Genomic DNA, 25,286 nt, shown 5'->3' on the forward strand with positions numbered 1-25,286 from the left:
GGGCTCAGACCACCATCGCCGTCGCGGGTCGGCCCACGAGACGGTGCGCCTCACCGCCCACGTCGGTCCACGCCCGCCGCAGGCCGGTGACAGCACGCCGTAGGTCGTCGGGCGACGCGCTGAACGGGATCCGCAGGTAGTCCTCGAAGCTGCCGTCGACGGAGAACGCGGTGCCGGCCGCGACACGCACGCCGTGGCGCGGCGCGAGGGCGGCGAGCGCCGACGACAGGGGAGCGCCCAGGTCGACCCAGAGCGCGAGGCCGCCGGCCGGTGCGTTGGGCCGCCACCCTGGCAGCTCGTCGGCGAGCGCGTCGAGCAGCAGGTCGCGGCGCTCTCGCAGGCCCGCGCGCCGGCGTTCGAGCGTGCCGTCGTCCGCGGTCAGGAGCTCGGCGGCAACGAGCTGCTCGAGCACTGGCGTCGCGATGTCCACGTGGCCTCGTCGGACGGCGAGGCGGGCGACGAGGTCCGGGTGCGCCCGCACCCACCCCACGCGCAGCCCACCCCAGAACGCCTTGGACACCGACCCGATCGAGACGACGTGCGCGCCGCCGGTCCCGTCCCCGTCGAACGGCTCGGGCTCCGGGCCGTCGAGCGTGAGGTCACGCAGGACCTCGTCGCCGACGACGAGGGTGCGGTGCCGCCGGGCGAGGCTGCGCACGCGTTCCCGCTCCGCGCCGGTCAGGCTGGTCCCGGTCGGGTTGCGGTGGTCGGGGATGAGGTAGACGAGGCGCGGCGCGGACTGTCGCAGCGTCGACTCGAGCAGGTCGAGGTCGAGGCCGTCCGGACCGGCGGGCACGGCGACCGGCCGGGCGCCGACCGCGCGGACCGCCTCGATCGCGTGCGGGTACGTCGGGTGCTCGACGGCGACGCGGTCGCCAGGGCCGGCGTGTGCGGCGACCAGCAGGTGGATCGCCTGCTGGGCGCCCGTCGTCACCAGGATCTGCTCGGGCGTCGTCGGGGTCCCGCGGTCGCGGTAGCGCTGCGCGATCGCCTCCCGCAGGACGGGCAGGCCCGCCGGTGCGTACCCGGTGCCGGTCAGGTGGCGGGGGAGTGCGTCCAGAGCGGCGAGGTAGGCGCCGTGGAGGCTGGACGGCGCGCTGGGTGCGGCGATGGTGAGGTCGACGAGCGCGTCCACGGGCCCGACCGTGTCAGGGGCGGAGGCGCTCCGATCGACCGGGAGCGTCGTCACCGTGCCGGAGCCGCGGCGGCTCACCAGGTAGCCCTCGTCGCGCAGCAGGTCGTACGCCGCGGTCGTCGTCGTCCGCGAGACCCCGACCGCCTCCGCGAGCTCGCGCTCGCTCGGCAGGCGCGTGCTCAGCGGAACGGAGCCCGAGAGCACGGCCGAGCGCAGCGCGTCGGCGAGCGCACCGTAGGCGGGGCCCGGGCGCTGCCACGTGCCGAGGACGGCGGCGAGGCGGGCGCCCGCGATGCGGCGGTCCGGCGGAAGGTCGATGATTGTCACGAGGCCACTATCTCCCAGGTGGCTATGGATCGGATAGCCATCGTGCGCGTGAATGGTCCTATGCGAACGTTTCTCGTCCCCGCCCCCGTCGGCAGGCGCTCCGCCCAGCTCGTCGTCGGTCTCGTGCTCTACACCCTCTCGATGGCGTTGCTCGTGCACGCCGACCTCGGCAACATGCCGTGGGACGTGCTGTCCCAGGGGATCGCCAGGCGCACGGGTGCGTCGTTCGGGACGGTGACGCTGGCGATCAGCGTGCTGGTGCTCGTCTGCTGGATCCCGCTGCGCCAGCGCCCCGGCGTGGGCACGGTGGCGAACGTCCTGGTCATCGGGTTCCTCGTCGACCCGCTCCTGGACCTGCTGGACCTGCTGCCGGACCTGCCGTGGGCAGCCCGTGCGGCGATGGCCGGTCTCGGGATCGTGATGAACGCGGTCGCGACGGGGCTCTACGTCGGTGCCCAGCTCGGACCGGGTCCCCGCGACGGGCTCATGACGGGGCTCGTGCGCCGCACCGGACGGCCGGTCGCGGTGGTCCGCACCACGATCGAGGTGCTCGTGGTGAGCGTCGGCTGGGCGCTCGGGGGCAGGCTCGGCATCGCGACCGTCGTCTACGCGGTCTGCGTCGGTCCGCTCGTGCACCTGGTGCTGCCTCGCCTGACCATCGCCGTGCCAGACGCCGCGCCGGCGCGTGCGTCGGGGCGGGTCAGCGCCGGGGCGAGCTCTTCTCCGTCTCCCGCGGGTCGCTGACGACGCTGTCACCGAGCACGTCGTCGATGCGGGCGAGCAGCTCGGTGGGGATCTCGACGCCGGAGGCCCGCACGTTCTCGGCGACCTGCTCCGGTCGCGACGCTCCGATGATCGCCGACGCGACGTTCGGGTTCTGCAGCACCCAGGCGACGGCGAGCTGGGCCATCGTCAGGCCCAGTTCGTCGGCGATCGGGCGCAGGTCCTGGACGCGCCGCAGCGTCTGCTCCTGCTCCAGGAAGCGGCTGATCATCTGCGCGCCGCCCTTGCTGTCGGTGCCGCGCGACCCGGCCGGTGCGGCCTGACCGGGCAGGTACTTGCCCGTCAGGACCCCCTGGGCGACGGGGGACCAGACGATCTGCGAGAGCCCGAGCTCCGCGCTGGTCGGCACGACCTCGTCCTCGATGACGCGCCAGAGCATCGAGTACTGGGGCTGGTTCGAGATCAGCCGGAAGCCGAGGTCGGAGGCGAGCGCCTGGCCGTCGCGGATCTGCTCGGCAGTCCACTCGGAGACCCCCACGTACAGGGCCTTGCCCTGGCGGACGACGTGCGCGAACGCCTGCATCGTCTCCTCGAGCGGCGTCGCGTTGTCGTAGCGGTGCGCCTGGTAGAGGTCGACGTAGTCCGTGCCGAGCCGGGCCAACGAGCCGTCGATCGACTCGAGGACGTGCTTGCGCGACAGGCCCGAGTCGTTGGCGCCCTTCGGTCCCGTCGGCCAGTAGACCTTGGTGAAGATCTCCAGGCTCTGCCGGCGCTCGCCCTTCAGGGCAGCCCCCAGCACCGACTCGGCTGCTGTGTTGGCGTACGTGTCAGCGGTGTCGAAGGTGGTGATGCCCGCGTCCAGCGCTGCGCGGACGCAGGCCGTGGCCTGCTCGTTCTCCACCTGCGACCCGTGGGTCAACCAGTTGCCGTAGGTGATCTCCGTGATCTTGAGCCCGGAGCGGCCGAGGGTGCGGTAGGCGACCATCCCTCGACCTTACGTCGACTCACTCCGGTTTGTAGCCGCGCTTGACCTGCGCCTTGGGCAGGCGGGTGGGGCGCAGCTGGAACGCGCGCATCTCGGTGTACATCACCAGGCCGCGGCCCAGGTTGTCCGCGCCGAACTTCGCGCGCAGGCGCTTGCGCAGGCCACGCCACAGGAGGAAGCCGTCGACGATCGCGAAGATCACGTAGGCGTACAGCACGACGATCGCGAGGGCGGCCAGGTTCGGCGCCGACGACGCCAAGCTGATCTGCAGCACGAGGAACACGGCCGCGACGGGGAGGAAGAACTCGGCGAGGTTGAACCGGCCGTCCACGTAGTCGCGGATGTACTTGCGGACCGGGCCGCGGTGGTTGGCCGGCATCGACTTCTCGTCGCCGGTCTGCATGGCGCGGTACTCGCGGTTGCGCGTGTCGCGCGCCGCACCCTTGCTCGCCTTCGTCGCGCCCTTGCGGTCGGTCGGGACCAGGGGGCGCTTGTTGAGAGCCTCGGACTCCTTGCGCTTGGGCGTCGGGCGCCCCTTGGGGGCGCCGGCGCCCGTGACCTCGCCGGACGTCTGGTCACCCGTCTCGCCCGAGGGCGTCGAGGCAGCGTTCATGGGTTCCTTCTCCAGTCGAGGCACCCTGACAGGGTAGTCGAGTACGGTGGACGGTCGTGACGGACGAGCGAAGCACCACCCCTGCCAGCACCCCCGCCGACGACCGGACGAGCGAGCTGCGGGCTCGGGCCGCAAGCCTCTTCCCCGCGCTGCGGGCGGACCTCGAGCGGCTGGTGCGCATCCCCAGCGTCTCGAACGGCGAATTCGACCAGACGCACGTCGCGGCGGCCGCGGACGCCGTCGCGGAGCTGTTGCGCGGCGTGGGGATCGACGACGTCCGGCTCACCTCGGCGACCACGGCGGACGGGCAGCGAAGCCGGCCCGCGGTGATCGCTCGTCGGCCCGCCCCTGCCGGGGCGCCGACCGTCCTGCTGTACGCGCACCTGGACGTCCAGCCTCCCGGCGAGGACGCCGACTGGGACACGCATCCGTTCGAGCCGACCGAGCGTGACGGCCGGCTCTACGGGCGCGGGGCGGCCGACGACAAGGCGGGGATCGTCGCGCACCTGGGCGCGCTGCGCGTCCTGGCCGACGACCTCGGGGTGGGTGTCACCGTCTTCGTCGAGGGCGAGGAGGAGATCGGTTCGCCGACGTTCGTCGACTTCCTGCACGCCCACCGCGACGAGCTCGCGGCCGACGTCATCGTGGTCGCGGACTCCGCCAACTGGGCCGTCGGGACCCCGGCGCTGACGACGTCGCTGCGCGGGCTCGTCGACTGCGAGGTCGAGGTCGCGGTCGTCGACCACGCCATCCACTCCGGCATGTTCGGCGGCGCCGTGCTCGACGCGCCGACGCTGCTGGCCCGGCTGATCGCGACGTTGCACGACGACGCGGGCGACGTGGCCGTCGCCGGTCTGGTGCGCGCGCCCGACCCGGCCGTGGACTACGACGAGGCCGCGTTCCGCGCCGATGCGGGCGTCCTGGACGGCGTCCCGCTCGCCGGGACCGGGCCCATCACCGCGCGGCTGTGGACACGGCCGGCCATCAGCGTGATCGGGTTCGACGCCCCGCGCGTGGCGAGCGCCTCCAACACCATCACCCCCCGCGCGACGGCCAAGCTCTCCGTCCGCATCGCGCCCGGCCAGGACCCCGCGGCGGCGATGGCCGCGCTGCGCACCCACCTCGAGGAGCACGCACCCCTCGGTGCGCGCGTGACCATGCACGAGGGTGACCAGGGCAAGCCGTTCCAGGCTCCGGGGGACTCGGACGCGATGCAGGCCGCACGCTGGGCGTTCGGTCAGGCGTGGGGGACGGACCCGGTCGACGTCGGCATCGGCGGGTCGATCCCCTTCATCGCGGACCTGCTCGAGGTGTACCCGTCGGCGTCGATCCTCGTGACGGGCGTCGAGGACCCCGACAGCCGGGCGCACGGCGCCAACGAGTCGGTGCACCTGGGCGAGCTGGAGAAGGTCGTCCTCGCGGAGGCCCTGATGCTGGAGCGGTTGGCCGGCGGGAGGTAGGGCGTCAGACCCCAGAGGTCAGACCTCGGGGCGCTGGGCGACGTCGACGGCGCGAGCCCACGCCTGCACGTCGTCGGGCAGCGCGGGGCTCTGCACCGGTGCACCGCTCAGCAGCGCGACGACGTCGGGCGCGGGGACGCGCTCGCCCGTGCGGCTCAGGAAGCGGCCGGCGATCACGGCACGCGCGACGTGCTCGTCGCCGCGCTTCGTCGGCCGCGAGAACGACTGCTCGAGGTAGACGACCCGCTCGTCCCAGCCCAGCACCCGCGTGGTGAGCTCGAAGCGCTGACCCAGCGTCAGCGAGCGTCGGTACTTGATGGTCTGCGCGGCCACCACGGGGTACCAGCCCTTGTCGTTGAGCGCACCGAACGCGCCCAGGTCCGCGAGGAAGTTGCTCCGGCCCACGTCGCAGCACTGCAGGTAGACGCCGTTGTTCACGTGGCGGTAGAGGTCCAGGTCGGTGGGCCAGACCCGCATCCGCGTCACGGACGCGTCGAACATCCGCTGGCCGGGGACGGCCTTGCGCGGGCGGAACGTGGCGAGGGCGAGCTGCACGGTGCGGGTCACGGCGCGATGTTACTCGTGAGTAGCTACGAAGTGCTCGACGATCGGGAAGGGGTCGTAGAACTGGTGCAGCAGGCTCCGCCAGCGTTCGTAGTCGGCCGACCCGCGGAATCCCACCTCGTGCGCCTCGACCGAGTCCCAGCCCACGAGCAACAGGTAGGTGTCGGGTCGTTCCACGCAGCGGGACACGCGCGCCCCGTGGCAGCCCGGCACGGCGCGGATGATCGGCAGCGCCTGCGCCATCGCCCGCTCGAACGCGGCGGACGTCCCGGGACGTACGGGGAGCAGGGCGTGCTCCAGCACGGGAGCGGCCAGCAGGTCACCCATCAGACCGGGGGAGCCGGGTCGTACTGGATCCCACGCCTGACCTCGCGGGCCGCCGCCACGGACTCGAGGCGCGAGACCAGGTGCAGCGCCATGTCGATGCCCGCCGACACGCCGGCCGACGTCACGACGTCTCCGTCGTCGACGAACCGTGCCTCGTCGTCGGCGAGGACGCTCGGGTCGTACGCGGCGAGCTCGTCGAACGCGCTCCAGTGCGTCGTCGCCGGCCGTCCCGCGAGCAGACCCGCGGCCGCGTAGACGAGCGAACCCGTGCACACGCTGGTCATGAGCGGCGTCGACGCCCGCATCCCGCGCACCCACTCGAGGTGCTCGGTGTCGGCCGTCAACGGACGGGTGCCGCGGCCGCCCGGGTAGACGAGCACGTGCAGCGGCCCGACGTCCGCGGCGGAGTGGTCAGGGACGAGGCAGAGGCCCTTGGCGCACCGGACGCCGCCGCCGTCCGCCGAGAACGTGACGACCTCCGGGTGCAGAGCCGAGTGCTGCGCCCAGTACGCGAGCACCTCGTAGGGGCCGACGACGTCGAGCTCCTCGGCCCCGTCGAAGACGAAGACGCCGACGCGCAGCGCGCTGCCCGTGCTCATCGCTCGCTCGTGCGCACGGTCAGTACCCCGGCAGGGCGAGCATCTGGTCGAGGGCCACGCGCGCCCAGTGGGCGTCGTCCTCGTCCACCACGATGCGGTTGACGGTCTGCCCGGCCAGCAGCTGTTCCATGGCCCAGACCAGGTGGGGCAGGTCGATGCGGTTCATCGTCGAGCAGAAGCACACCGTCGAGTCCAGGTAGTGGATCTGCTTGTCCGGGTGCGCGGCGGCGAGGCGTCGCACCAGGTTGAGCTCCGTGCCGATGGCCCACGTCGAACCGGCGGGGGCCGCGTCGAGCGCCTTGATGATGTACTCCGTCGAGCCGACCATGTCGGCCGCGGTGACGACCTCGTGCTTGCACTCCGGGTGGACCAGGACGGTCACGCCGGGTGCGGCGGCACGGATGTCGCTCACGTTGCGGGCAGAGAAGCGACCGTGCACCGAGCAGTGCCCGCGCCACAGGATCATGCGAGCCGCCTCGAGCTCGGCCTTCGTCAGCCCGCCGCCGGGCTTGCGCGGGTCGAAGACCACGCAGTCGTCGAGGGAGAGCCCCAGCTCGAGCACCGCGGTGTTGCGGCCCAGGTGCTGGTCGGGCATGAACAGGACCTTGCCGGTGCCCTCGACGCCGCCCACCTGGTCGAAGGCCCACCGCAGCGCGACGTGCGCGTTCGACGACGTGCAGATGGTGCCGCCGTGGCGACCCGTGAACGCCTTGATCGCCGCCGTCGAGTTCATGTACGTCACCGGCACGGTCTGCTCGGCCACGCCCGCGTCGACGAGCACGTCCCACGCGTCCTCCACCTGGTCGATCGCGGCCATGTCGGCCATCGAGCAACCGGCGGCCAGATCGGGCAGGACCACCTGCTGCGTGTCCGACGTGAGGATGTCGGCGGACTCGGCCATGAAGTGCACGCCGCAGAAGATGACGAACTCGGCCTCGGGCCGCGCCGCCGCCTCGCGCGCGAGCTTGAACGAGTCGCCCGTGACGTCGGCGAACGCGATGACCTCGTCACGCTGGTAGTGGTGGCCCAGCACGAACGCGCGGTCGCCGAGCGCGGCGCGCGCGACGCGGGCCCGCTCCACCAGGTCGGGGTCGCTCGCGGCGGGCAGGCCGCCGACGCACTCGACGCCGCGCTCCGAGGCGAGGTCGACGCCGCGGCCCAGCAGCAGCAGGGCGGACGGGGCGGGCTCGGCGAACGAGGGGGCGGAGGTCGCAAGGCTCACGCCGCGATCTTCCCACACGGGTGGCGACGCGCCACGGGCGACGTGGTGCCGGCGCGAGTGGTGCACGTCACGTCGCGCGACCCGTGCCACGATGCCGGGCGTGGATGTCCTCGTCGCCCCCGACTCGTTCGGCTCCGCCCTCAGCGCCCGGCAGGCTGCGGACGCGATCGCCGCCGGCTGGCGTCGCGGCGCGCCGCACGACGACGTGCGCACGCTGCCCATGTCGGACGGAGGGCCGGGATTCGTCGAGGCCCTGCACGCGAGCCTCGGTGGGTCCCTCGAGGCCGTCACGGTCACCGGCCCGCTCGGCGACCCCGTGCCCGCGGTCGTGCTGCGCGTCGACGACGAGCGCGGACCCACCGCGTACGTCGAGTCCGCCCAGGCGATCGGGCTGCCGCTGGTCCCCGTCGACCGGCGCGACCCGACGCGCACCACGACCCGTGGCGTGGGGGAGCTCGTCGCCGCGGCGGTCGAGGGCGGGGCGCGCCGTGTCGTCGTCGGGCTCGGCGGTTCGGCGACCAACGACGCGGGCGCCGGCGCGCTCGTCGGGCTGGGGCTCGCGGACCCGACCGGGCTGCTCGGCTCCGGCGGGGGCGGCATCGGGGGCCTGAGCGCACCGGACCTCGCTGGGCTCGTCGCGCTGCGCGAACGGTGGGTGCGCACCGAGATCGTCGTCGCGACCGACGTCGACGTCCCCCTGCTCGGTCTGCAGGGCGCGAGCGCGGGCTTCGCGCCGCAGAAGGGCGCGAGCCCCGAGCAGACGCAGCAGCTCGAGCGCGCGCTCGGTGCGTTCGCGCACGCGGCGGCCGACGTCCTGGGGGCCGTGCTGCGGCCCGATCTGCTCACCGGCGGGTCGACCGGTTCGCGACGACTGCTCACGGCCGCGGGCGCCGGGGCCGCGGGTGGCCTGGGGTTCGGCCTGTCGCTCGTCGGCGCGCGACTGGTCCCGGGTGCGTCGCTCGTGGCCGCCGCGACCGGCCTCGACGCGGCGCTGCGGGACGTGGACGTCGTCGTGACGGGCGAGGGGCGCTTCGACTGGCAGTCGCTGCACGGCAAGGTGACGACGTCCGTGGCGGAGCGGGCGCTGCGGCACGCCGTCCCGGCCGTCGTGATCGCCGGCGAGGTGCTGGTGGGGCGTCGCGAGCTCTCGTCGGCGGGCATCGCGGCTGCGTACGCTGTGGCGGACGCGCCCGACGAGGTCGCCGCCGCGATCGCCGACGCACAGGGCTCGCTGGAGCGGCGGGCCGAGCGCGTCGCCCGGACCTGGTCGCGCTGAGGCCCCGACGCGCTGTGGTGGACGTCATCCTCTGACACCACGGCGGCGGCGTACGCTGAACGTGCATCGCAGGGCCGGGAACAATTGCGCGTGCGCGTCGGTTGCCGGTCTTTGGAGCGGGAGTCGCGGCACGCGGGTCCGCCCGGGAAGCACAGACCGCCAGCATCCAGGAGAGATCAATGAGCGAGACCACCGAGACCGCGACGCACGGCGTCCTTCTCACCGACTTCGCCGCGGACAAGGTGCGCAGCCTGCTGGAGCAGGAGGGTCGCGACGACCTTCGTCTGCGCGTGGCCGTGCAGCCCGGCGGCTGCTCGGGCCTCATCTACCAGCTCTACTTCGACGAGCGCTACCTCGACGGCGACGTCACCAAGGACTTCGGCGGCGTGGAGGTCATCGTCGACCGCATGAGCGTCCCGTACCTGGACGGCGCGACCATCGACTTCGCCGACACGATCGAGAAGCAGGGCTTCACGATCGACAACCCCAACGCGGGCAGCGCCTGCGCGTGCGGCGGCTCCTTCAGCTGACCACGTCGGCACGAGAGGCCCGGCCCACCCTCACGGGGCGGCCGGGCCTTCGTCGTCCCGGGACGATGCGTGGAGCGGTCGGACCTCGACGGTGATCGCGACGTGCTCGGGTCCCCGAACGGTCCCGACGAGCGTGTGGCCGCGCATGCGGGCCCAGGCGGGGACGTCGTGCTCGGCGGCGGGGTCGGTGCACAGGACGGTCAGGCGCTCGCCCGGTGCGGCTGCCTTCGCGGCCCGCGCGAGCCGGATGACGGGGGCGGGGCAGCGCAACCCGCGCGCGTCGACGATCGTCGGCCCCTGGTCCGCAGCCGCGTTCACAGCCTTTCGACCCCCAGCGCCGAGCGGACCTGCGCCACCGCCGACGGCAGCGTCGCCAGGAACGCGTCGAGGTCCGCCTCCGTCGTACCGGTGGGCAGGACCAACCGCACGTTGCCGTGCGTGAGGACGCCCATCGCCGCGAGCACGTGGCTCGGCTCGAGAGCGCTGGACGTGCACGCGGAGCCCGAGCCGACGCCGAAGCCGCGGGCGTCGAGCTCGGTCACCAGCGCCTCGCCGTCGACGTAGAGGCAGGAGAACGTGACGACGTGGGGGAGCCGGTCGGTGGCGTCGCCGACGACCTCGACGTCGGGGACGTCGGCGACCACACGTGTGCGCACGCGGTCGACGAGGTCGCGCAGCGCGTCGGCCTCGCGGACCCTGCGCGCCTCGGCGACCTGCAGTGCGACGGCGGCCGCCAGTGCCGCCGGGATGCTCACGCCGCCGGGGAACCAGCGGTCGTCGTCCTCCGGCCAGTCCGGGGTGCGCCGGACGCCCGCGCGGGTGGCCAGCACGCCGATGCCCGCCGGGCCGCCCCAGTCGGCGGCGTCGGCGGCGAGCAGGTCCCAGGTCGGCGGCACGGGCGTGTGGCCCAGGCTCGCGCCGGCGTCGACGAGCAGCGGCACACCTGCCGACCGAGCCGCCGCGTGGACCTCGTCGACCGGCTGGAGCGTGCCGACCTCGCCGTTGGCGTGCTGCAGCACGGCCAGCGCGACGCCCGGCGCGGCGACGGCCGACGAGAACGCGTCCACGTCGACCCGGCCGGACCCGTCCACCGGGACGACGACGTGGTCGTCGGGTGCCGTGAAGGTCGCCGCCTGCAGGAGTGCCGCACGCTCCACCGCGCTGGTGACGACGCCCGGGCCCACGCGGCGGCGCCCTCGGGCGACCGACCGGACGGCTCCGTGCAGGGCGGCGACGTGGGACGGCGCCAGGTCGACCTGCTCGGTGCGGGCGCCGACGACGGCCGCCACGGCCTCGCGCGCGCCGTCCAGCAGCATCCGCGCGCGCCGCCCCTCGGAGAAGAGACGACGCGGGTCCGCCCAACCCTGGTCGAGCGCCTCGAGGAACGCCTGGCGGGCCTCCGGGAGCAACGGCGCGTGACCACCGGCGTCCAGGACGACACGCCGGGTTCCCGCACGGGACGTGGGATCGGTCACATCGCGGGCGCCGTCGGAGGGGTCCGGGTACGTGCTCACGGTCGCACGGTAGCCCGCCGTGGCGCATGAGGACGCGGCCCGAGCCCGTCCACCCGTTCCGAATGCCGCACTTCGGTGATGTGATGGTCCTGACACCGTGTCGCCAAGGGGTGTCGCCGGGGCGAAAGCCGGTGGTCGGCGCGCTAGGCTGCACGGGTCGAGGACGAAGGTCCCGGGTGACGGCTGCCTGCACTGGGTGGTGCGTCGACGGGACGCCAAGTGAGAGGTCCCCAGTGCACCCGGAAACCCCCCGCCGGAAGCGGCGCCTGGCCCTGAAGTGGGCCGGACTCGCAGCCGTCGTCGCGGTAGCCCTCAGCGGATGCTCCGCCGAGGTGCAGCGCGGCTGGCTGCCCGGCAACTCCGATGCCGAGATCACCGACCAGACCGGTCGGATCGTGAACCTGTGGGTCGGGTCGTGGGTCGCCGCGCTCGCCGTGGGCCTGCTGACGTGGGGGCTGATGCTCTGGTGCGTCGCGGTCTACCGCAAGCGCAAGGACGACAACGTCCTGCCCGTGCAGCTGCGCTACCACGTGCCGCTGGAGTTCATGTACGTCGTGCTCCCGATCGTGATGGTCGGCGTGCTGTTCTTCTACACGAACCGCGACGTCACGGAGATCCAGTCCACCTCCACGGAGGCGCAGAACCACGTCGAGGTGATCGGCAAGCAGTGGAGCTGGGACTTCAACTACCTCGACGACGACGCGTACGACACCGGTCAGCACGCCGAGGACGTCGGCAGCGCCGGCACCGGTCAGCTGCTCGACCAGGTCACCCTGTGGCTCCCTGTGAACGAGAGCACGCGCTTCACGCTTGAGTCGCGCGACGTCATCCACTCGTTCTGGGTCCCGTCCTTCCTCTACAAGATGGACATGATCCCGGGCAAGACCAACTCCTTCCAGCTCACGCCCAAGGTCATCGGCACGTACGAGGGCAAGTGCGCGGAGCTGTGCGGCGAGTACCACTCGTCGATGCTCTTCACCGTCAACGTCGTCTCTCGCGAGGACTACGACAAGCACATCGCGGAGCTCAAGGCCAAGGGTCAGGAGGGTGCGCTCGGTCTCGAGTACAGCCGCCAGCAGGACCTCGAGAGCGCGGCGACGCACGGCGACACCAAGGAAGGCGACAGCTGATGGCGTACGCCGCAGAGACCATCCCGGGCCTGGCGCCGTCGCGCCAGTCGCTGGGCCGCACGCTGGTCAAGTGGGTCACCTCGACCGACCACAAGACCATCGGGTACATGTACCTGATCGTCTCGTTCGTCTGGTTCATGGTCGGTGGCGTCCTGGCCCTGCTCATCCGCGCCGAGCTGTTCGCTCCCGGGATGCAGGTGTTCCAGTCCAAGGAGCAGTACAACCAGGCGTTCACGATGCACGGCACGATCATGCTGCTGCTCTTCGCCACGCCCCTGTTCGCCGGCTTCGCCAACGTGATCATGCCGCTGCAGATCGGCGCGCCCGACGTGGCGTTCCCGCGGCTCAACATGTTCGCGTTCTGGCTCTTCTTCTTCGGCGGCCTCATCGCCGCGTCGGGCTTCCTGACGCCTCAGGGCGCCGCCTCGTTCGGCTGGTTCGCGTACGCGCCGCTGTCCAACACGGTGTACTCACCCGGGTTGGGCGGTGATCTGTGGGTCTTCGGGCTCGCGCTCGCCGGCTTCGGCACCATCCTCGGTGCCGTCAACTTCATCACCACGGTCGTCACCATGCGTGCGCCCGGCATGACGATGTTCCGCATGCCGATCTTCACCTGGAACATCCTGGTGACGTCGCTGCTGGTGCTCATGGCCTTCCCGCCGCTGGCCGCCGCGCTCTTCGCGCTCGGTGCGGACCGTCGCCTCGGTGCCCAGGTGTTCAACCCCGAGAACGGGGGAGCGATCCTCTGGCAGCACCTGTTCTGGTTCTTCGGGCACCCCGAGGTCTACATCATCGCCCTGCCGTTCTTCGGCATCGTGACCGAGATCCTGCCGGTGTTCAGCCGCAAGCCCGTCTTCGGCTACAAGGGCCTGGTCTACGCGACCATCGCGATCGCTGCCCTGTCCGTGACGGTGTGGGCCCACCACATGTACGTCACCGGTTCGGTGCTCCTGCCGTTCTTCTCGTTCATGACCATGCTCATCGCGGTCCCGACCGGTGTGAAGTTCTTCAACTGGATCGGCACGATGTGGCGGGGGAAGCTCACCTTCGAGACCCCCATGCTCTGGACGATCGGCTTCCTGGTCACCTTCCTCTTCGGCGGTCTGACCGGCATCATCCTGGCCAGTCCCGCCCTCGACTTCCAGCTCTCCGACTCCTACTTCGTGGTGGCGCACTTCCACTACGTCGTCTTCGGCACGGTCGTGTTCGCCATGTTCGCGGGCTTCTACTTCTGGTGGCCCAAGATGACGGGCAAGATGCTGAACGAGACGCTCGGCAAGTGGCACTTCTGGCTGCTGTTCATCGGCTTCCACACCACGTTCCTCATCCAGCACTGGCTCGGCGTCATCGGGTTCCCGCGCCGGTATGCGGACTACTCGCCCGCCGAGGGCTTCACGTGGATGAACGAGCTGTCGACCATCGGCGCCTTCATCCTGGCCGCGTCGACGCTGCCGTTCCTCTGGAACGTCTACACGACGGCCAAGAACGCACCCAAGGTGACGGTCGACGACCCGTGGGGCTACGGTGCCTCGCTCGAGTGGGCCACCAGCTGCCCGCCGCCGCGGCACAACTTCGTCTCGCTCCCGCGGATCCGCTCGGAGCGCCCGGCCTTCGACCTGCACCACCCGGAGGTCGCCGCGATGGACTTCGTCGAGCCCAACCCTGGTCCGCTCGACTGGGAGGCCAGCCGTAGCGGGGAGACCTCGCTGGCGAACGACCGCGTCGTCAACGGCACCGGCGAGCAGCACCAGTCGTCGACGACGATCGTCGACGAGCGTGGCGACACCGCCCGTGACGAGGAGGAGGGCAAGTGAAGCTCGAGACGAAGCTCTTCCTCTACGGGGTGGTCTTCTTCATCCCGGTCGGCGTCATCTACGGGATCTGGAGCGACGGCGAGGCCGTCGGCATGCTCGGCATCCCGCTGGTAGGCGGCATGGTCGGCATGATCGGTGCCTACTTCGCGCTCCTGTCCCGCCGCATCGACGCGCGTCCTGAGGACGACGAGGACGGTCGGATCGAGGAGGGTGCCGGCGACCAGGGTGTCTACGCGCCCTGGAGCTGGTGGCCGCTCGTCATCGGCGTCGCCGGCGCCGTCACGTTCCTCGGCTTCGCGGTCGGGTTCTGGCTCAGCGGCATCGGCCTCGCGATCGGCGTCATCGGCCTGGTCGGCTGGGTGTTCGAGTTCTCCCGCGGACAGCACGCGCACTGACGCTGCGCGACCCTGCGCACACGACGGCACCACCCCGCGGGGTGGTGCCGTCGTTGTGTCCCGGGCCTCTCAGTCGCCCTTGACGTTCACCAGCTGGTGCAGGACGTGCCGGACCTCCACGAGGTCCTGCGCGTCCGCCATCACCTGGTCGATGTCCTTGTACGCCGCGGGGATCTCGTCGAGGAACGCCTCCGTGTCGCGGTAGTCGATGCCGGCCATCGACTCCCTCAGCTGGTCGTGCGTGAACAGCCGTCGCGCCGCCGTCCGCGAGTGGTTGCGCCCGGCGCCGTGCGGTGCTGAGCTCAGCGACAACCGGTCGCCCTTCCCGACGACCACGTAGGACGCCGTCCCCATCGAGCCCGGGATGAGACCGGGGCGCCCCTCGTCGGCTTGGATCGCCCCCTTGCGGGAGACCCACACCCTCTTGCCGAAGTGCGTCTCCTGCTCCGTGAAGTTGTGGTGGCAGTTGATGCGCTCCCGCTCGTCGACGTCCTCGCCCATGTGGCCGGCGATCGCGGCGACGACGCGATCCATCATCTCCTCACGGTTGAGCAGCGCGTAGTGCTGCGCCCACCTGAGCTCGCGGACGTACGACCAGAACTCGTCCGTCCCCTCCACCAGGTAGGCCAGGTCGCGGTCGGGCAGGCCGATCCACCAGCGGGCGCACAGCTCGCGGGCCACGGCGATGTGGTGCTGGGCGATCTTGTTCCCCACGCCCCGGGACCCCGAGTGCAGGAAGAGCCAGACCGTACCGGTCTCGTCGGCGCTCACCTCGATGAAGTGGTTGCCGGACCCCAGCGACCCCAGCTGGAGCCGCCAGCGCCCCAGGCGCTGGTCGGGGTCGAACCCCGCCGCAGCCGCCTCCTGCTCGAGGAGCGTGACCCGAGCGGCTGCCGACGCGGTGAGGTCCTGGTTGGCGGCGCCCGCGGACAGGGGAACGGCCTTCTCGATCGCCCGGCGCAGCGAGGAGAGGTCACCTTCGGCTCGCACCTGCTCCGCCGTCCACTGCGTGCGGACGGCGATCATGCCGCAGCCGATGTCCACCCCGACGGCGGCCGGGATGATGGCGCCGAGCGTCGGGATCACCGACCCGACGGTCGCGCCCTTGCCGAGGTGCGCGTCGGGCATGAGTGCCAGGTGGGGGAAGACGAACGGCATGGCGGCCGTGCGCAGTGCCTGCTCGCGGGCGCCGTCGTCGAGGACGGAGGCCCAGCTGATCAGGGTGGGGGACAGGTGCTCGCGTGTCATGGCGGCGATCCTGGCAGCTCCGGGCTGCTCGACGGCAGCGAATAACGGCACTGCCCGCCTCACGACGAAGGGCGGCCCCCGCGGGACCGCCCTTCGTCGTGAGATGAGGCGTCAGAGCGCCGGGACGATCAGCCCCGCGGTCTGGGAACGCGCGCGGTCGAAGCGGGCGCCTGCGTCGGCCCAGTTCACGATGTTCCACCAGGCCTTGATGTAGTCGGCCTTGACGTTCACGTAGTCGAGGTAGAAGGCGTGCTCCCACATGTCCAGGACGACGATCGGCACGAGGCCCAGCGCGATGTTGGACTGCTGGTCGTACAGCTGCACGATGACGAGCTTGGCGCCGATCGAGTCCCAGGCCAGGATCGACCAGCCGGAGCCCTGGATGCCCGCGGCGTTGGCCGCGAAGTGCTTCTGGAACGCGTCGAACGAACCGAAGAACTCGTCGACCGCGGCGGCGAGGTCGCCGACCGGCTTGTCGCCGCCCTCGGGGGAGAGGTTCTGCCAGAACACCGAGTGGTTGACGTGACCACCGAGGTTGAACGCCAGGTTCTTCTCGTGCAGGTTGACGGCCGCCAGGTCGTCCTTCTCGCGTGCCTCCGCGAGCTTCTCCAACGCCGTGTTGGCGCCCGTCACGTAAGCGGCGTGGTGCTTGTCGTGGTGCAGCTCCATGATCCTGCCGGAGATGTGCGGCTCGAGGGCCGCGTAGTCGTACGACAGGTCCGGAAGCGTGTAGTCAGCCATGCGTTGAGTACCTCTCCTGCGTCGTGTGCGGGGCGATGGGGCGTCCCGCGGGGGACTGACGAGAACGGGCGGCCCGCCGCTACGGCGAGCCGCCCGACTCATCCAACTCTTGCTCAGATCTGGGGATTCCGCCCCTCGACGCCTGTCTCAGCATCCGGCTCGACAAGGTGTGACCCGCCGCCTACCTGGGTGGGCTCGTGAACATCCGCCTCGAGCGCGTCGTGCTCGCCGTGCGAGTGCGACGCGGTGAGCTCCGCGGGAGTGACCGGCTCGACGCGGTCCTCGTAGAAGACCTGCGACACGCGCTGCCTCATCCGGTCCAGGGCGTACCCCTTGCGGCGCACGCCGCGCGAGTCCTCGGCCGGCTCGATCTCGAGCGGGCGGATGGCCTCGTGCTGGACGCGCAGCCAGCGCTCGTGGGCATCCAGCGGCTTGTGGACCTCGATGTACTCACCGCTCGCGAACCGCACGATGCGGCCCGTCTCGTGGCCGTGCAGGACCAGCTCGCGGTCCTTGCGCTGCAGCCCCAGGCAGATGCGCTTGGTGATGACGAACGAGAGCCACGGGCCGACGAAGATCAGGACGCGGAAGGCCCACGTGATGTCGTTGATCGACAGGTGGAAGTGCGTAGCGATCAGGTCGTTGGAGCCTGCCAGCGCGAGGATGAAGAACGCTACGACGATGGAGACGCCGAAAGCCGTCCGGAACGGCCGGTTGCGCGGCCGGTCCAGGATGTGGTGCTCACGCCGGTCGCCGGTGACGGCCGCCTCGATGAACGGGTAGGCCGCGAGCATCGTGAACAAGATCCCCGGCACGATCATCGCCGGGATGATGATGTTCGCACTGACCGTGTACCCGCCCCATGTCACGAACTCCGCCTGCCCCGGCATGAGTCGTAGCGATCCTTCGAGGAAGAGCATGTACCAGTCCGGCTGCGCACCGGCGGAGACCGGGGACGGGTCGTACGGTCCGTAGTTCCACACCGCGTTGATCGACATGGTGGCACCCATGAGGGCGATCACGCCGAACACGACGAAGAAGAACCCGCCGGCCTTGGCCGCGTACACCGGCAGGACCGGGTAGCCGACGACGTTCTTCTCGGTCCGGCCCGAACCCGGGTACTGCGTGTGCTTGTGCAGGACGACGAACAGCAGGTGCAGACCGATCAGCGCGAGGATGAGCGCGGGGATCAGCAGGACGTGCACCGTGAACAGGCGGGGGATGAGCTCCTGGCCCGGGAACTCGCCGCCGAACACGAAGTAGGACGTGTACGAGCCGATCAGCGGGACGGCCTTGATGACGCCGTCGGCGATCCGCAGGCCGTTTCCGGACAGGACGTCGTCGGGGAGCGAGTAGCCCGAGAAGCCCGCGAGCATGCCGAGGATCAGCAGCGTGAAGCCGACGACCCAGTTGAGCTCACGCGGCTTGCGGAACGCGCCGGTGAAGAAGACACGCATCATGTGCGTGACGATCGCGGCCATGAAGATGAGCGCGGCCCAGTGGTGGACCTGCCGCATCAGCAGACCGCCGCGGACCTCGAACGAGAGACGCAGCGTCGAGCTGAACGCCTGCGACATCTCGACGCCCTGCATCGACGACCAGGGACCGGTGTACGTGGTCTCGCCCATGCTCGGCACGAAGAACATCGTGAGGAACACGCCCGAGATCAAGATGGTGACGAAGCTGTACAGCGCGATCTCGCCCAGCAGGAACGACCAGTGGTCGGGAAAGATCTTGCGGGCGAACGTCTTGACGACGACGCCGATCCCGGTGCGCTGGTCCAGGTAGTCCGCCGTCGCGCCTGCCGCCTTCGCGGCAGGCGTCGGGGTCGATGTGGTGGTCACTTCTTCCGCTCCCAGAAGCTCGGGCCGACCGGCTCGTGAAAGTCGCTCTGCGCGATGAGGTAGCCCTCGTCGTCGATCGTGATCGGCAGCTGGGGCAAGGCCCGCTTCGCGGGGCCGAACACGACCTTGGCGCTGTCCGCGACGTCGAACGTCGACTGGTGGCACGGGCAGAGAAGGTGGTGCGTCTGCTGCTCGTACAGGGCCACCGGGCACCCGACGTGCGTGCAGATCTTGGAGTACGCGACGATGCCGTCGTACGACCAGCCCTCACCCTGCTCGGACTTGATGTCCCGGGGGTCGAGCCGGATCAGCAGGACGACGGCCTTGGCCTTCTCGTCCAGCGGGTGCTCCGCCTCCTCGAGGTTCTCGGGGATGACGTGGAAGACCGAGCCGATGGTGACGTCGGAGGCCTTGATGGCGCGGCCGGAGGGGTCCCGGGCGAGGCGGGTGCCCTTCTTCCACATCGTGTGCTTCAGCTTGCCGACGTTCCAGTCGCCACCGATGTTGCCGATCAGCGGCAGCGCGATGGTGATGGGGAACAGGGCGAGCGCACCGATCACGGCCCCCTTGAGGGCCCCACGGCGGCTGATGCCCGAGTCCTCGGCACCGTCCTGCAGCGCCTGCAACGCGGCCTCGCGCGACTCGGCGTCGCTGGCGATCGCGTGCCGCTCCTCGCTCATCTCGTGGTCGTTCATGAGCGTCTTGGCCCAGTGCACGGCCCCGGTGCCGATGCCGAGCAGCGCGAACGCGAGGGTCAGGCCCAGCCAGAGGTTCTCGGTGCGCGTCGCGGACGCGATCTTCGTCGGGTCGGTCGTCGGGTCGCCGAGCGCGAAGTACGCGACGGCGAAGGCGATCGTGCCCACGACCGAGACCGTGAACAGCGCGAGGACCTGGCGCTCGGCCTTCTTGTTGGCCTTGGGGTCGAGGTCGCCCAGGCGCTGGTGGTGCTCCGGGTGGCCCGGGTTCTCGAACCGGTCCGGCAGCGTCCCGTCGCCGTGCGGCTCGAGCTCGTGGGAGTGGGTGTCGTGCGTGCTCACGAGGACTTCGCTCCGATCCAGACGGCCGCGCCGATGAGCAGGCCGATGCCGACGATCCAGGCCCACAGGCCCTCGCTGACGGCGCCGAGCGAACCGAGGTCGAGGCCACCGGGGGCCACGTCACCCTGCTCGCTGATGAACGCGATGATGTCGCGCTTCTCGTCGGGCGACAGGTTGGTGTCGCTGAAGACCGGCATCGACTGCGGGCCGGTCAGCATGGCCTCGTACAGGTGCGTGGGGCTGGTCTCCCACAGCTTCGGGGCGAACTTGCCGCGCGAGAGCGCGCCGCCGGCGCCCACCGCGTTGTGGCACATGGCGCAGTTCGTGCGGAACAAGGCCATGCCGTTGGCGGAGTTGCCCTTGCTCGGGTCGACCTGGTCCTCGGTCGGGACCGCAGGCCCGGCGCCGAGGGACGCGACGAACGCACCGAGCTGGCTGATCTGCTCGTCGTCGAACTGGACGGGCTTGGCCTCGATCTGCGGGCCGTTCTGCTGCGCCGGCATGCGGCCGGTCCCGACCTGGAAGTTGACCGCTGCCGCACCGACACCGATGAGCGACGGGCCGCTCGCGGTACCGGCACCGGACGGGCCGTGGCACGTCGCGCAGTTGGCCTGGAACAGCTTCTCACCGGTCTGGATGTCGCTCGCGCTGGGAGCAGCGGCAGCCGCATCGGCCGATGTGGGGGCCAGTACTGCGTACAGGCCACCGGTGAGCAGCAGCGCCAGCAGGAGCAGGACGATCGGCGCGCGCCGATCGTGCCTGCGGGCTGCGAGTGCCTTCACGGATCGTTCCTCGTCTCGCACATGGGGGGAAGGGGGCAAAGGTGGCGCGACTGCGCGCCGGGCTTACTTCAGAAGGTAGATGACCGCGAAGAGCGCGATCCAGACGACGTCGACGAAGTGCCAGTAGTACGACGTCACGATCGCGGTGGTGGCCTCGTGGTGACCGAACCGCTTGGCCGAGAACGAGCGGCCGAGCAGGAACATGAAGGCGATCAGACCGCCGATGACGTGAAGACCGTGGAAACCGGTCGTCAGGTAGAAGACCGAGCCGTACGGGCTGGAGGAGATGGTCAGACCGTCGCGCACCAGGCTCGCGTACTCGTAGACCTGGCCGCCGATGAAGAAGGCACCCATGACGTACGTCAGGGTCATCCACTCGTTCATGCCCCAGCGGTTGACCGCCCACAGCTTGCCGCTGCGCACGGGCTGGAAGCGCTCGGCCGCCCACACGCCCATCTGGCACGTCACGGACGACAGCACCAGCACCGTGGTGTTGATGGAGGCGAACGTGACGTTCAGCTTGGCAGTCTGCAATGCCCACTCGTCAGGCACCGCGGAGCGGAGCGTGAAGTACATGGCGAAGAGGCCTGCGAAGAACATGAGCTCGCTGGCGAGCCACACGATCGTTCCTACCGACACCGGGTTGGGTCGGTTGACGCTCACGTGGGGGGCGGTGCGAGGGGCAGCCGTTGCGGTCGACACGTTCGCCATTATGGCCGATCAACGCCCCGAGTGGGACGTTGGGCCCAGGTCGCGTCGCGCGGCGAATCTCACATCTGTCAGTGGGCTCTCAGGTTCACGTGCGTGGTGGCGCGCAATCATCGGCCACGGGCGCCCCCGCGCACGCTCGGCCCGGGGGTGCGCGGGGTCCGACACGCCGTGCCCACCTGCCCGTCCGTGCTATGCGGTCGCGGCACGCCGCGCCCGAGCCGTGACACGGTGCCCGTCGGTCGTGCCAAGATGCCGTTCGGACGCACGTCGACGACGAGTGAGGACCACCATGAGCACCGAGCAGGCAAGCACCTCCGGCCCGCGCATCCTGCTGTACAGCGACGACGTGGACGCGCGTGCGCAGGTCCGTCTCGCCGTCGGCCGGCGTCTACGCCACGACGCGCCCGAGATCGAGTGGGTCGAGGTGGCGACGGCCGCCGCGGTGATCGCCTCGACCGAGGCAGGCGGCCTCGACCTGCTCATCCTCGACGGCGAGGCAGACAAGGTCGGTGGCATGGGTCTGGCGCGTCAGCTCAAGGACGAGGTCTACCGGTGCCCGCCGACCCTCGTCCTGACCGGGCGCCCGCAGGACGCGTGGCTCGCGTCCTGGTCGAACGCGGACGCGGTGGTCAGCCGCCCCCTCGACCCGATCGAGCTGCAGGCGGCGGTCGCGCGCGTGCTCGAGCCGCGGGCAGTCGCCGGATGAGCGACGCGCCCACCTGGCCCGACATCCTCACGTGGCTCGTCGCACGTCGCGACCTCACCACCGCGCAGGCGTCCTGGGCGATGGACGAGATCATGAGCGGCGAGGCGAGCCCCGTCCAGATCGCCGGCTTCCTCGTGGCGCTGCGGGCCAAGGGTGAGACGGTCGACGAGCTCACCGGCCTCGCGGACACGATGCTCGACCACGCCGTCCGCATCTCCGTACCGGGTCGGACCCTCGACATCGTCGGCACCGGTGGCGATCGGTCGCACACGGTCAACATCTCCACGATGTCGGCGGTCGTGATCGCGGGCGCGGGCATCCGCGTCGTCAAGCACGGCAACCGCGCTGCGTCGTCGTCGTCGGGATCCGCCGACGTGCTCGAGGCGCTCGGCATCAGGCTCGACCACAGCCCTGAGCGCGTCGCGCAGATCGCGGGCGACGCGGGGATCACGTTCTGCTTCGCGCAGGTGTTCCACCCGTCGTTCCGGCACACGGCCGCGGCCCGGTCCGGCCTGGGCATCGCCACTGCCTTCAACTTCCTGGGCCCGCTCACCAACCCGGCCCAGCCCGACGCGTGCGCGATCGGCGTGGCCGACGCGCGGATGGCCCCCCTCATCGCGGGGGTGCTGGCCGCGCGGGGCAAGAGCGCGCTCGTGTTCCGCGGCGACGTGGACGGCAACGGGCTCGACGAGATCGCAGCCACCGGGCCCACGCAGGTCTGGGAGGCGCGCGACGGCGGCGTCACCGCGTCGGTGGTCGACTGGCCCACCGACCTGGGCGTCGCACCCGTCACGCTGGCCGACCTGCGCGGCGCCGACGCGGCCTTCAACGCCGACGTCGCGAGCCGGCTGCTCGCCGGCGAGCCCGGCCCGGTCCGCGAGACGGTGCTCCTCAACGTCGCCGCGGCGCTCGTCGCCGACGGGACGCTGCCCGGCACCGCCGACGGCCCCTTGCTCGAGCGTCTGGCCGCCGGGGTCGAGCTGGGCCGGGCGTCCCTGGACTCGGGGGCGGCCGCTGGTGCGCTGGAGCGTTGGCGCGCAGCGAGCGCGTGACCCGGGGCGCCCGACTGCTGCGTGCGCGACTGGTGCGAGCGCGTCGCCTGCGGTAGCTCAGCTGCGCGGCGTGGTAGTCGAGTTCCAGCGAGGTAGTCGGTAGCGATCGACTACCTTGTGGGGAGATCGACTACTTGTGCTGGGAAACCGACGCGCGGGTCAGGCCGCGAGGGCTCGCTGCGCTCGGGTTGGTCTGTCTGGTGCGGGGCAGTCCACTGTGCTTGTGGTCGGACTGAACCTCCGCTCCGCGAATCGCGAGGGCTCGCTGCGCTCGGGTTGGTCTGTCTGGTGCGGGGCAGTCCACTGTGCTTGTGGTCGGACTGAACCTCCGCTCCGCGAATCGCGAGGGCTCGCTGCGCTCGCCCTCACGATTCGCTCCGCTCCGGTTCAGTCCTCCAGCCCGAGCGCGAACGCCTGGTCCAGGTCGTGCCTCGAGTACGTGCGGAACGCGATGTACGTCTGGGTGCGGATGACGCCCTCGATCTTGCTCGCCTTGTCGGCGATCACGTCGGCGAGGTCGTCGTGCTCGCGCACACGCACCAGCGCGATGAGGTCGACCTCGCCGGTGACCGAGTAGACCTCGGTCACGCCGGGGATCTCGGCGATGGCGGCGGCGACCTCGGGGATCCGGGCGGCGTCGGTGTCGATGAGGACGATCGCAGTCAGCATGCATTCATCATGCCGTGCGCGGGACTGCCGCGCCGAGATCCGCCTCCGGCCGCGCCGGGCTGGAGTCCGCGCCGAAGCCGGTCGACGCCTCGACACCGGCCAGAAGGCGACCGTGCGCGTCCAGCGCTGCAGCCGTGTCGGGATCGGCCAGGGCGGACCGGACCGGGTAGGCGTAGACACCGTCCACGTGGACGAGGCGCACACCCGGCTGGTCGAGCCACGCCAGGACCAGGTCGGTCTCCTCCGGGTGCGCCGCCGGGGCTGGAGCGACCGGGGCGACCACGTGCGCGGCCGTCTCGCGCAGCGTCGCGATCACCGGGCGCGGGTCGGTGCGTCGGTCGACCCGCGCGGTCGCGGCCAGGCGCCCGTGCCGGACGAGCACCAGCTCCCACCCGCCGTCCGGCGTGCGGGCCGCGGCCACGAGCTCGGCGCAGCGCGCCAACGGGTCCAGTCGCTGCGCACGCGACGCGCCCCGCAGGAACGCACCGAGCCGGTCCCGCACCGTCGCGGCCTCCTCGTACCGCTGCTGGTCGACGAGCTGCTGCAGCCTCCCGGCGTGCGCCGCGACCACCGGCGCCGGGTCGCTCGTCATGGCCCGCCGGACGCGTTCGACGAGCACCGCGTACTCGTCGGCGCCCTGGGCCCCGACGCACGGCGCCCCGCACCGTCCCATGCCCGCCAGGGCGCACGACGACGCACCCGGCGTCGCGACGAGCGGCAGCCGGCGCGTGCACTGGCGGATCTCGAAGCTCTCGTGCAACGCGTCGACCGCGAGCGTGGCCGTGCGCGCCGACCCGAACGGACCGATGTAGGCGGCGCCGTCCTCGTCGCGCACGTCGCGGACCACCGACAGCCGCGGGTACGGCTCGGAGGTGAGCCGGACCCACGGCATCCGCTCGGGGAAGCGCGAGCGTCGGTTGTAGCGCGGGGAGTGCTCGGCGATGAGGCGCAGCTCGCGGACCCGTGCCTCCAGGGGCGTCGCGCACACCACCGGGTCGACGCGTTCGGCGATCCGGACCATCTCGGTGATCCGGCCGCGCTTCTCGGACGACGTGAAGTAGGAGCGGACCCGCCGCCGCAGGGAGGTCGTCGACGTGCCGACGTACAGCACCTCGTCGCCGGGACCGCGGAACAGGTACACGCCGGGGGAGTCGGGCAGCCCGTCGGCCAGCGTGCGTTTGCGCCGCACGTCGGCCGGTACGGGGTCGGTGGCCGTCGCGAGGTCCTCGAGGTGGGTCACCCCGAGCGGCGCCAGGCGGCCCAGGAGCGCGTGCAGGACGTCGACCGTGGCGCGCGCGTCGGACAGGGCACGGTGGTTGGGCGTCACGGTGGCGCCGAACAGCGCGGCCAGGCTGGAGAGCTTGTGGTTGGGCGCCTCGTCGCGCGTCACCACGCGCCGCGCGAGCCGCACGGTGTCCAGCACGCGGTTGCCGGGCCAGCGGTGGCCCGTGCGTGCGGCGGCGGCCTTGAGGAACCCGACGTCGAACGGTGCGTTGTGCGCGACGAGCACCGCGTCGCGCGCGAACTCGAGGAACGACGGCAAGACCTCCTCGATGGGCGGCGCGCCGATGAGCATGGTCGTGGTGATCCCGGTCAGCACCTGGATGAACGGCGGGACCGGGCCGCCCGGGTCGACCAACGTCTGGAACTCGCCGAGGACCTCGCCGCCCCGCACCTTGACGGCGCCGATCTCGGTGATCGCGCAGTCGGCGGGCGTGCCGCCCGTCGTCTCCAGGTCGACGACGACGAAGGTCACCTCGGACAGCGGCGTCCCCACGTCGTCGAGGCTCGGCTGGATCGCACGCGCTCCGGGGTCGACCGACTGCTGGGCCCACACGGGGCGCAGGCGGCGGACGGTCGACACCTGACGGACGCTACCCAC

Annotated in this window: 26 protein-coding genes; 9 read left to right on the forward strand and 17 right to left on the reverse strand. The window is 71.4% G+C overall.

Translation table 11 applies throughout. The annotated features are described in order from the left end of the window. Window positions 1-4: 4 nt before the first annotated feature. Window positions 5-1,462, reverse strand: a complete 1,458-nt coding sequence (locus IC607_RS06160; protein ID WP_191786143.1) for a PLP-dependent aminotransferase family protein — start codon at window positions 1,460-1,462, stop codon at window positions 5-7. 60 nt (window positions 1,463-1,522) lie between these two features. On the opposite strand from IC607_RS06160, the gene IC607_RS06165 reads away from it, so the two are divergent. Continuing rightward, window positions 1,523-2,206 (forward strand): YitT family protein, encoded by a 684-nt coding sequence (locus tag IC607_RS06165; RefSeq protein ID WP_191786145.1) that lies wholly within the window; start codon window positions 1,523-1,525, stop codon window positions 2,204-2,206. Here the strand turns inward: IC607_RS06165 and IC607_RS06170 are convergent. Continuing rightward, complete coding sequence (locus IC607_RS06170) at window positions 2,163-3,170, reverse strand: aldo/keto reductase family protein (RefSeq protein WP_191786147.1); 1,008 nt, start codon at window positions 3,168-3,170, stop codon at window positions 2,163-2,165. The genes IC607_RS06165 and IC607_RS06170 overlap by 44 nt on opposite strands. Before the next feature lie 19 nt (window positions 3,171-3,189). Then, window positions 3,190-3,783: a DUF3043 domain-containing protein gene (locus tag IC607_RS06175; protein WP_191786149.1), complete on the reverse strand. Its 594-nt coding sequence runs from the start codon at window positions 3,781-3,783 to the stop codon at window positions 3,190-3,192. A 56-nt stretch (window positions 3,784-3,839) separates the two neighbouring features. Here IC607_RS06175 and IC607_RS06180 point away from each other — a divergent pair, with 56 nt between their 5' ends. After that, the gene (locus tag IC607_RS06180) at window positions 3,840-5,243 is read left to right on the forward strand and encodes a dipeptidase (RefSeq protein ID WP_191786150.1); all 1,404 of its coding nucleotides are present in this window, start codon (window positions 3,840-3,842) and stop codon (window positions 5,241-5,243) included. An 18-nt stretch (window positions 5,244-5,261) separates the two neighbouring features. Here the strand turns inward: IC607_RS06180 and IC607_RS06185 are convergent, their stop codons facing one another. From IC607_RS06185 to nadA, 4 genes are read right to left on the reverse strand one after another with little or no spacing between them, the layout of a single operon-like run. Further along, the gene (locus IC607_RS06185; RefSeq protein WP_191786151.1) at window positions 5,262-5,810 is read right to left on the reverse strand and encodes a thioesterase family protein; all 549 of its coding nucleotides are present in this window, start codon (window positions 5,808-5,810) and stop codon (window positions 5,262-5,264) included. A gap of 9 nt (window positions 5,811-5,819) precedes the next feature. Next, a complete protein-coding gene (locus IC607_RS06190) occupies window positions 5,820-6,134 on the reverse strand; it encodes an antibiotic biosynthesis monooxygenase (protein WP_191786152.1) in 315 nt (104 codons plus the stop codon). Beyond that, complete coding sequence (locus tag IC607_RS06195) at window positions 6,134-6,733, reverse strand: DJ-1/PfpI family protein (protein WP_191786153.1); 600 nt, start codon at window positions 6,731-6,733, stop codon at window positions 6,134-6,136. The genes IC607_RS06190 and IC607_RS06195 overlap by 1 nt, the downstream gene beginning before the upstream one ends. 19 nt (window positions 6,734-6,752) lie before the next feature. Beyond that, on the reverse strand, window positions 6,753-7,955 hold the full coding sequence (nadA, locus tag IC607_RS06200) for a quinolinate synthase NadA (RefSeq protein WP_191786155.1): 1,203 nt from the start codon (window positions 7,953-7,955) through the stop codon (window positions 6,753-6,755). Between the two features lie 91 nt (window positions 7,956-8,046). On the opposite strand from nadA, the gene IC607_RS06205 reads away from it, so the two are divergent. Both IC607_RS06205 and IC607_RS06210 read left to right on the forward strand, forming a co-directional pair. Continuing rightward, window positions 8,047-9,231, forward strand: a complete 1,185-nt coding sequence (locus IC607_RS06205; protein ID WP_191786158.1) for a glycerate kinase — start codon at window positions 8,047-8,049, stop codon at window positions 9,229-9,231. A gap of 179 nt (window positions 9,232-9,410) precedes the next feature. Further along, a complete protein-coding gene (locus tag IC607_RS06210) occupies window positions 9,411-9,761 on the forward strand; it encodes an iron-sulfur cluster assembly accessory protein (protein WP_191786160.1) in 351 nt (116 codons plus the stop codon). Window positions 9,762-9,791: 30 nt separating this feature from the next. Here the strand turns inward: IC607_RS06210 and IC607_RS06215 are convergent, their stop codons facing one another. Both IC607_RS06215 and IC607_RS06220 read right to left on the reverse strand, forming a co-directional pair. Then, window positions 9,792-10,079 carry a sulfurtransferase TusA family protein gene (locus IC607_RS06215; RefSeq protein WP_191786161.1) on the reverse strand — a complete coding sequence of 96 codons (288 nt, stop codon included), beginning with the start codon at window positions 10,077-10,079 and terminating at the stop codon, window positions 9,792-9,794. Next, on the reverse strand, window positions 10,076-11,275 hold the full coding sequence (locus tag IC607_RS06220) for a cysteine desulfurase family protein (RefSeq protein ID WP_370526044.1): 1,200 nt from the start codon (window positions 11,273-11,275) through the stop codon (window positions 10,076-10,078). The genes IC607_RS06215 and IC607_RS06220 overlap by 4 nt, the downstream gene beginning before the upstream one ends. Window positions 11,276-11,508: 233 nt before the next feature. Between IC607_RS06220 and coxB the strand changes: the two genes are divergently transcribed. The 3 genes from coxB to IC607_RS06235 are packed head-to-tail and all read left to right on the forward strand — an operon-like array spanning window position 11,509 to window position 14,614. Then, a complete protein-coding gene (gene coxB, locus IC607_RS06225; RefSeq protein ID WP_370526045.1) occupies window positions 11,509-12,405 on the forward strand; it encodes a cytochrome c oxidase subunit II in 897 nt (298 codons plus the stop codon). Next, complete coding sequence (gene ctaD, locus IC607_RS06230) at window positions 12,405-14,219, forward strand: cytochrome c oxidase subunit I (RefSeq protein WP_191786164.1); 1,815 nt, start codon at window positions 12,405-12,407, stop codon at window positions 14,217-14,219. Before coxB ends, ctaD begins: the two co-directional genes overlap by 1 nt. Next, window positions 14,216-14,614, forward strand: coding sequence for a cytochrome c oxidase subunit 4 (locus IC607_RS06235; protein WP_191786166.1), 399 nt, complete (start codon window positions 14,216-14,218; stop codon window positions 14,612-14,614). Before ctaD ends, IC607_RS06235 begins: the two co-directional genes overlap by 4 nt. A gap of 69 nt (window positions 14,615-14,683) precedes the next feature. Here the strand turns inward: IC607_RS06235 and IC607_RS06240 are convergent, their stop codons facing one another. The 6 genes from IC607_RS06240 to IC607_RS06265 all read right to left on the reverse strand — a co-directional run bounded on the left by IC607_RS06240 (window position 14,684) and on the right by IC607_RS06265 (window position 20,977). Further along, the gene (locus tag IC607_RS06240; protein WP_191786167.1) at window positions 14,684-15,862 is read right to left on the reverse strand and encodes an RtcB family protein; all 1,179 of its coding nucleotides are present in this window, start codon (window positions 15,860-15,862) and stop codon (window positions 14,684-14,686) included. Between the two features lie 111 nt (window positions 15,863-15,973). Further along, complete coding sequence (locus IC607_RS06245; protein WP_191786168.1) at window positions 15,974-16,603, reverse strand: superoxide dismutase; 630 nt, start codon at window positions 16,601-16,603, stop codon at window positions 15,974-15,976. 113 nt (window positions 16,604-16,716) lie between these two features. Next, a complete protein-coding gene (locus tag IC607_RS06250; protein WP_191786170.1) occupies window positions 16,717-18,447 on the reverse strand; it encodes a cytochrome bc complex cytochrome b subunit in 1,731 nt (576 codons plus the stop codon). Further along, entirely contained in the window at window positions 18,444-19,484 is a 1,041-nt protein-coding gene (locus IC607_RS06255) for a Rieske 2Fe-2S domain-containing protein (RefSeq protein ID WP_191786176.1), read from the reverse strand. The genes IC607_RS06250 and IC607_RS06255 overlap by 4 nt, the downstream gene beginning before the upstream one ends. Further along, window positions 19,481-20,266: a c-type cytochrome gene (locus tag IC607_RS06260; RefSeq protein ID WP_191786178.1), complete on the reverse strand. Its 786-nt coding sequence runs from the start codon at window positions 20,264-20,266 to the stop codon at window positions 19,481-19,483. The genes IC607_RS06255 and IC607_RS06260 overlap by 4 nt, the downstream gene beginning before the upstream one ends. A 63-nt stretch (window positions 20,267-20,329) precedes the next feature. Then, window positions 20,330-20,977 (reverse strand): heme-copper oxidase subunit III, encoded by a 648-nt coding sequence (locus tag IC607_RS06265; RefSeq protein WP_191786180.1) that lies wholly within the window; start codon window positions 20,975-20,977, stop codon window positions 20,330-20,332. Between the two features lie 289 nt (window positions 20,978-21,266). On the opposite strand from IC607_RS06265, the gene IC607_RS06270 reads away from it, so the two are divergent. Both IC607_RS06270 and trpD read left to right on the forward strand, forming a co-directional pair. Beyond that, complete coding sequence (locus IC607_RS06270) at window positions 21,267-21,683, forward strand: response regulator transcription factor (RefSeq protein WP_191786184.1); 417 nt, start codon at window positions 21,267-21,269, stop codon at window positions 21,681-21,683. After that, window positions 21,680-22,735, forward strand: coding sequence for an anthranilate phosphoribosyltransferase (gene trpD / locus IC607_RS06275; RefSeq protein ID WP_191786185.1), 1,056 nt, complete (start codon window positions 21,680-21,682; stop codon window positions 22,733-22,735). The genes IC607_RS06270 and trpD overlap by 4 nt, the downstream gene beginning before the upstream one ends. 387 nt (window positions 22,736-23,122) lie before the next feature. On the opposite strand, the gene IC607_RS06280 is transcribed toward trpD, so the two are convergent. Both IC607_RS06280 and IC607_RS06285 read right to left on the reverse strand, forming a co-directional pair. Then, window positions 23,123-23,404, reverse strand: a complete 282-nt coding sequence (locus tag IC607_RS06280; protein ID WP_191786186.1) for an Lrp/AsnC family transcriptional regulator — start codon at window positions 23,402-23,404, stop codon at window positions 23,123-23,125. 7 nt (window positions 23,405-23,411) lie between these two features. Next, complete coding sequence (locus IC607_RS06285; protein WP_191786189.1) at window positions 23,412-25,268, reverse strand: DEDD exonuclease domain-containing protein; 1,857 nt, start codon at window positions 25,266-25,268, stop codon at window positions 23,412-23,414. Window positions 25,269-25,286: the final 18 nt, after the last annotated feature.

The organism is Cellulomonas sp. JH27-2, from assembly GCF_014837175.1.
Taxonomy (GTDB): domain Bacteria; phylum Actinomycetota; class Actinomycetes; order Actinomycetales; family Cellulomonadaceae; genus Cellulomonas.

Excerpts from the sequence above, each read along its gene's own strand:
- IC607_RS06245 (WP_191786168.1), bottom strand. The coding sequence starts at position 16,603 with ATGGCTGACTACACGCTTCCGGACCTGTCGTACGACTACGCGGCCCTC.
- IC607_RS06195 (WP_191786153.1), bottom strand. The coding sequence starts at position 6,733 with ATGAGCACGGGCAGCGCGCTGCGCGTCGGCGTCTTCGTCTTCGACGGG.
- IC607_RS06175 (WP_191786149.1), bottom strand. The coding sequence starts at position 3,783 with ATGAACGCTGCCTCGACGCCCTCGGGCGAGACGGGTGACCAGACGTCC.
- ctaD (WP_191786164.1), top strand. The coding sequence starts at position 12,405 with ATGGCGTACGCCGCAGAGACCATCCCGGGCCTGGCGCCGTCGCGCCAG.
- IC607_RS06280 (WP_191786186.1), bottom strand. The coding sequence starts at position 23,404 with ATGCTGACTGCGATCGTCCTCATCGACACCGACGCCGCCCGGATCCCC.
- IC607_RS06205 (WP_191786158.1), top strand. The coding sequence starts at position 8,047 with ATGCCGGGCGTGGATGTCCTCGTCGCCCCCGACTCGTTCGGCTCCGCC.
- IC607_RS06190 (WP_191786152.1), bottom strand. The coding sequence starts at position 6,134 with ATGGGTGACCTGCTGGCCGCTCCCGTGCTGGAGCACGCCCTGCTCCCC.
- IC607_RS06165 (WP_191786145.1), top strand. The coding sequence starts at position 1,523 with ATGCGAACGTTTCTCGTCCCCGCCCCCGTCGGCAGGCGCTCCGCCCAG.
- IC607_RS06270 (WP_191786184.1), top strand. The coding sequence starts at position 21,267 with ATGAGCACCGAGCAGGCAAGCACCTCCGGCCCGCGCATCCTGCTGTAC.
- IC607_RS06170 (WP_191786147.1), bottom strand. The coding sequence starts at position 3,170 with ATGGTCGCCTACCGCACCCTCGGCCGCTCCGGGCTCAAGATCACGGAG.
- IC607_RS06265 (WP_191786180.1), bottom strand. The coding sequence starts at position 20,977 with ATGGCGAACGTGTCGACCGCAACGGCTGCCCCTCGCACCGCCCCCCAC.
- IC607_RS06240 (WP_191786167.1), bottom strand. The coding sequence starts at position 15,862 with ATGACACGCGAGCACCTGTCCCCCACCCTGATCAGCTGGGCCTCCGTC.
- trpD (WP_191786185.1), top strand. The coding sequence starts at position 21,680 with ATGAGCGACGCGCCCACCTGGCCCGACATCCTCACGTGGCTCGTCGCA.
- IC607_RS06210 (WP_191786160.1), top strand. The coding sequence starts at position 9,411 with ATGAGCGAGACCACCGAGACCGCGACGCACGGCGTCCTTCTCACCGAC.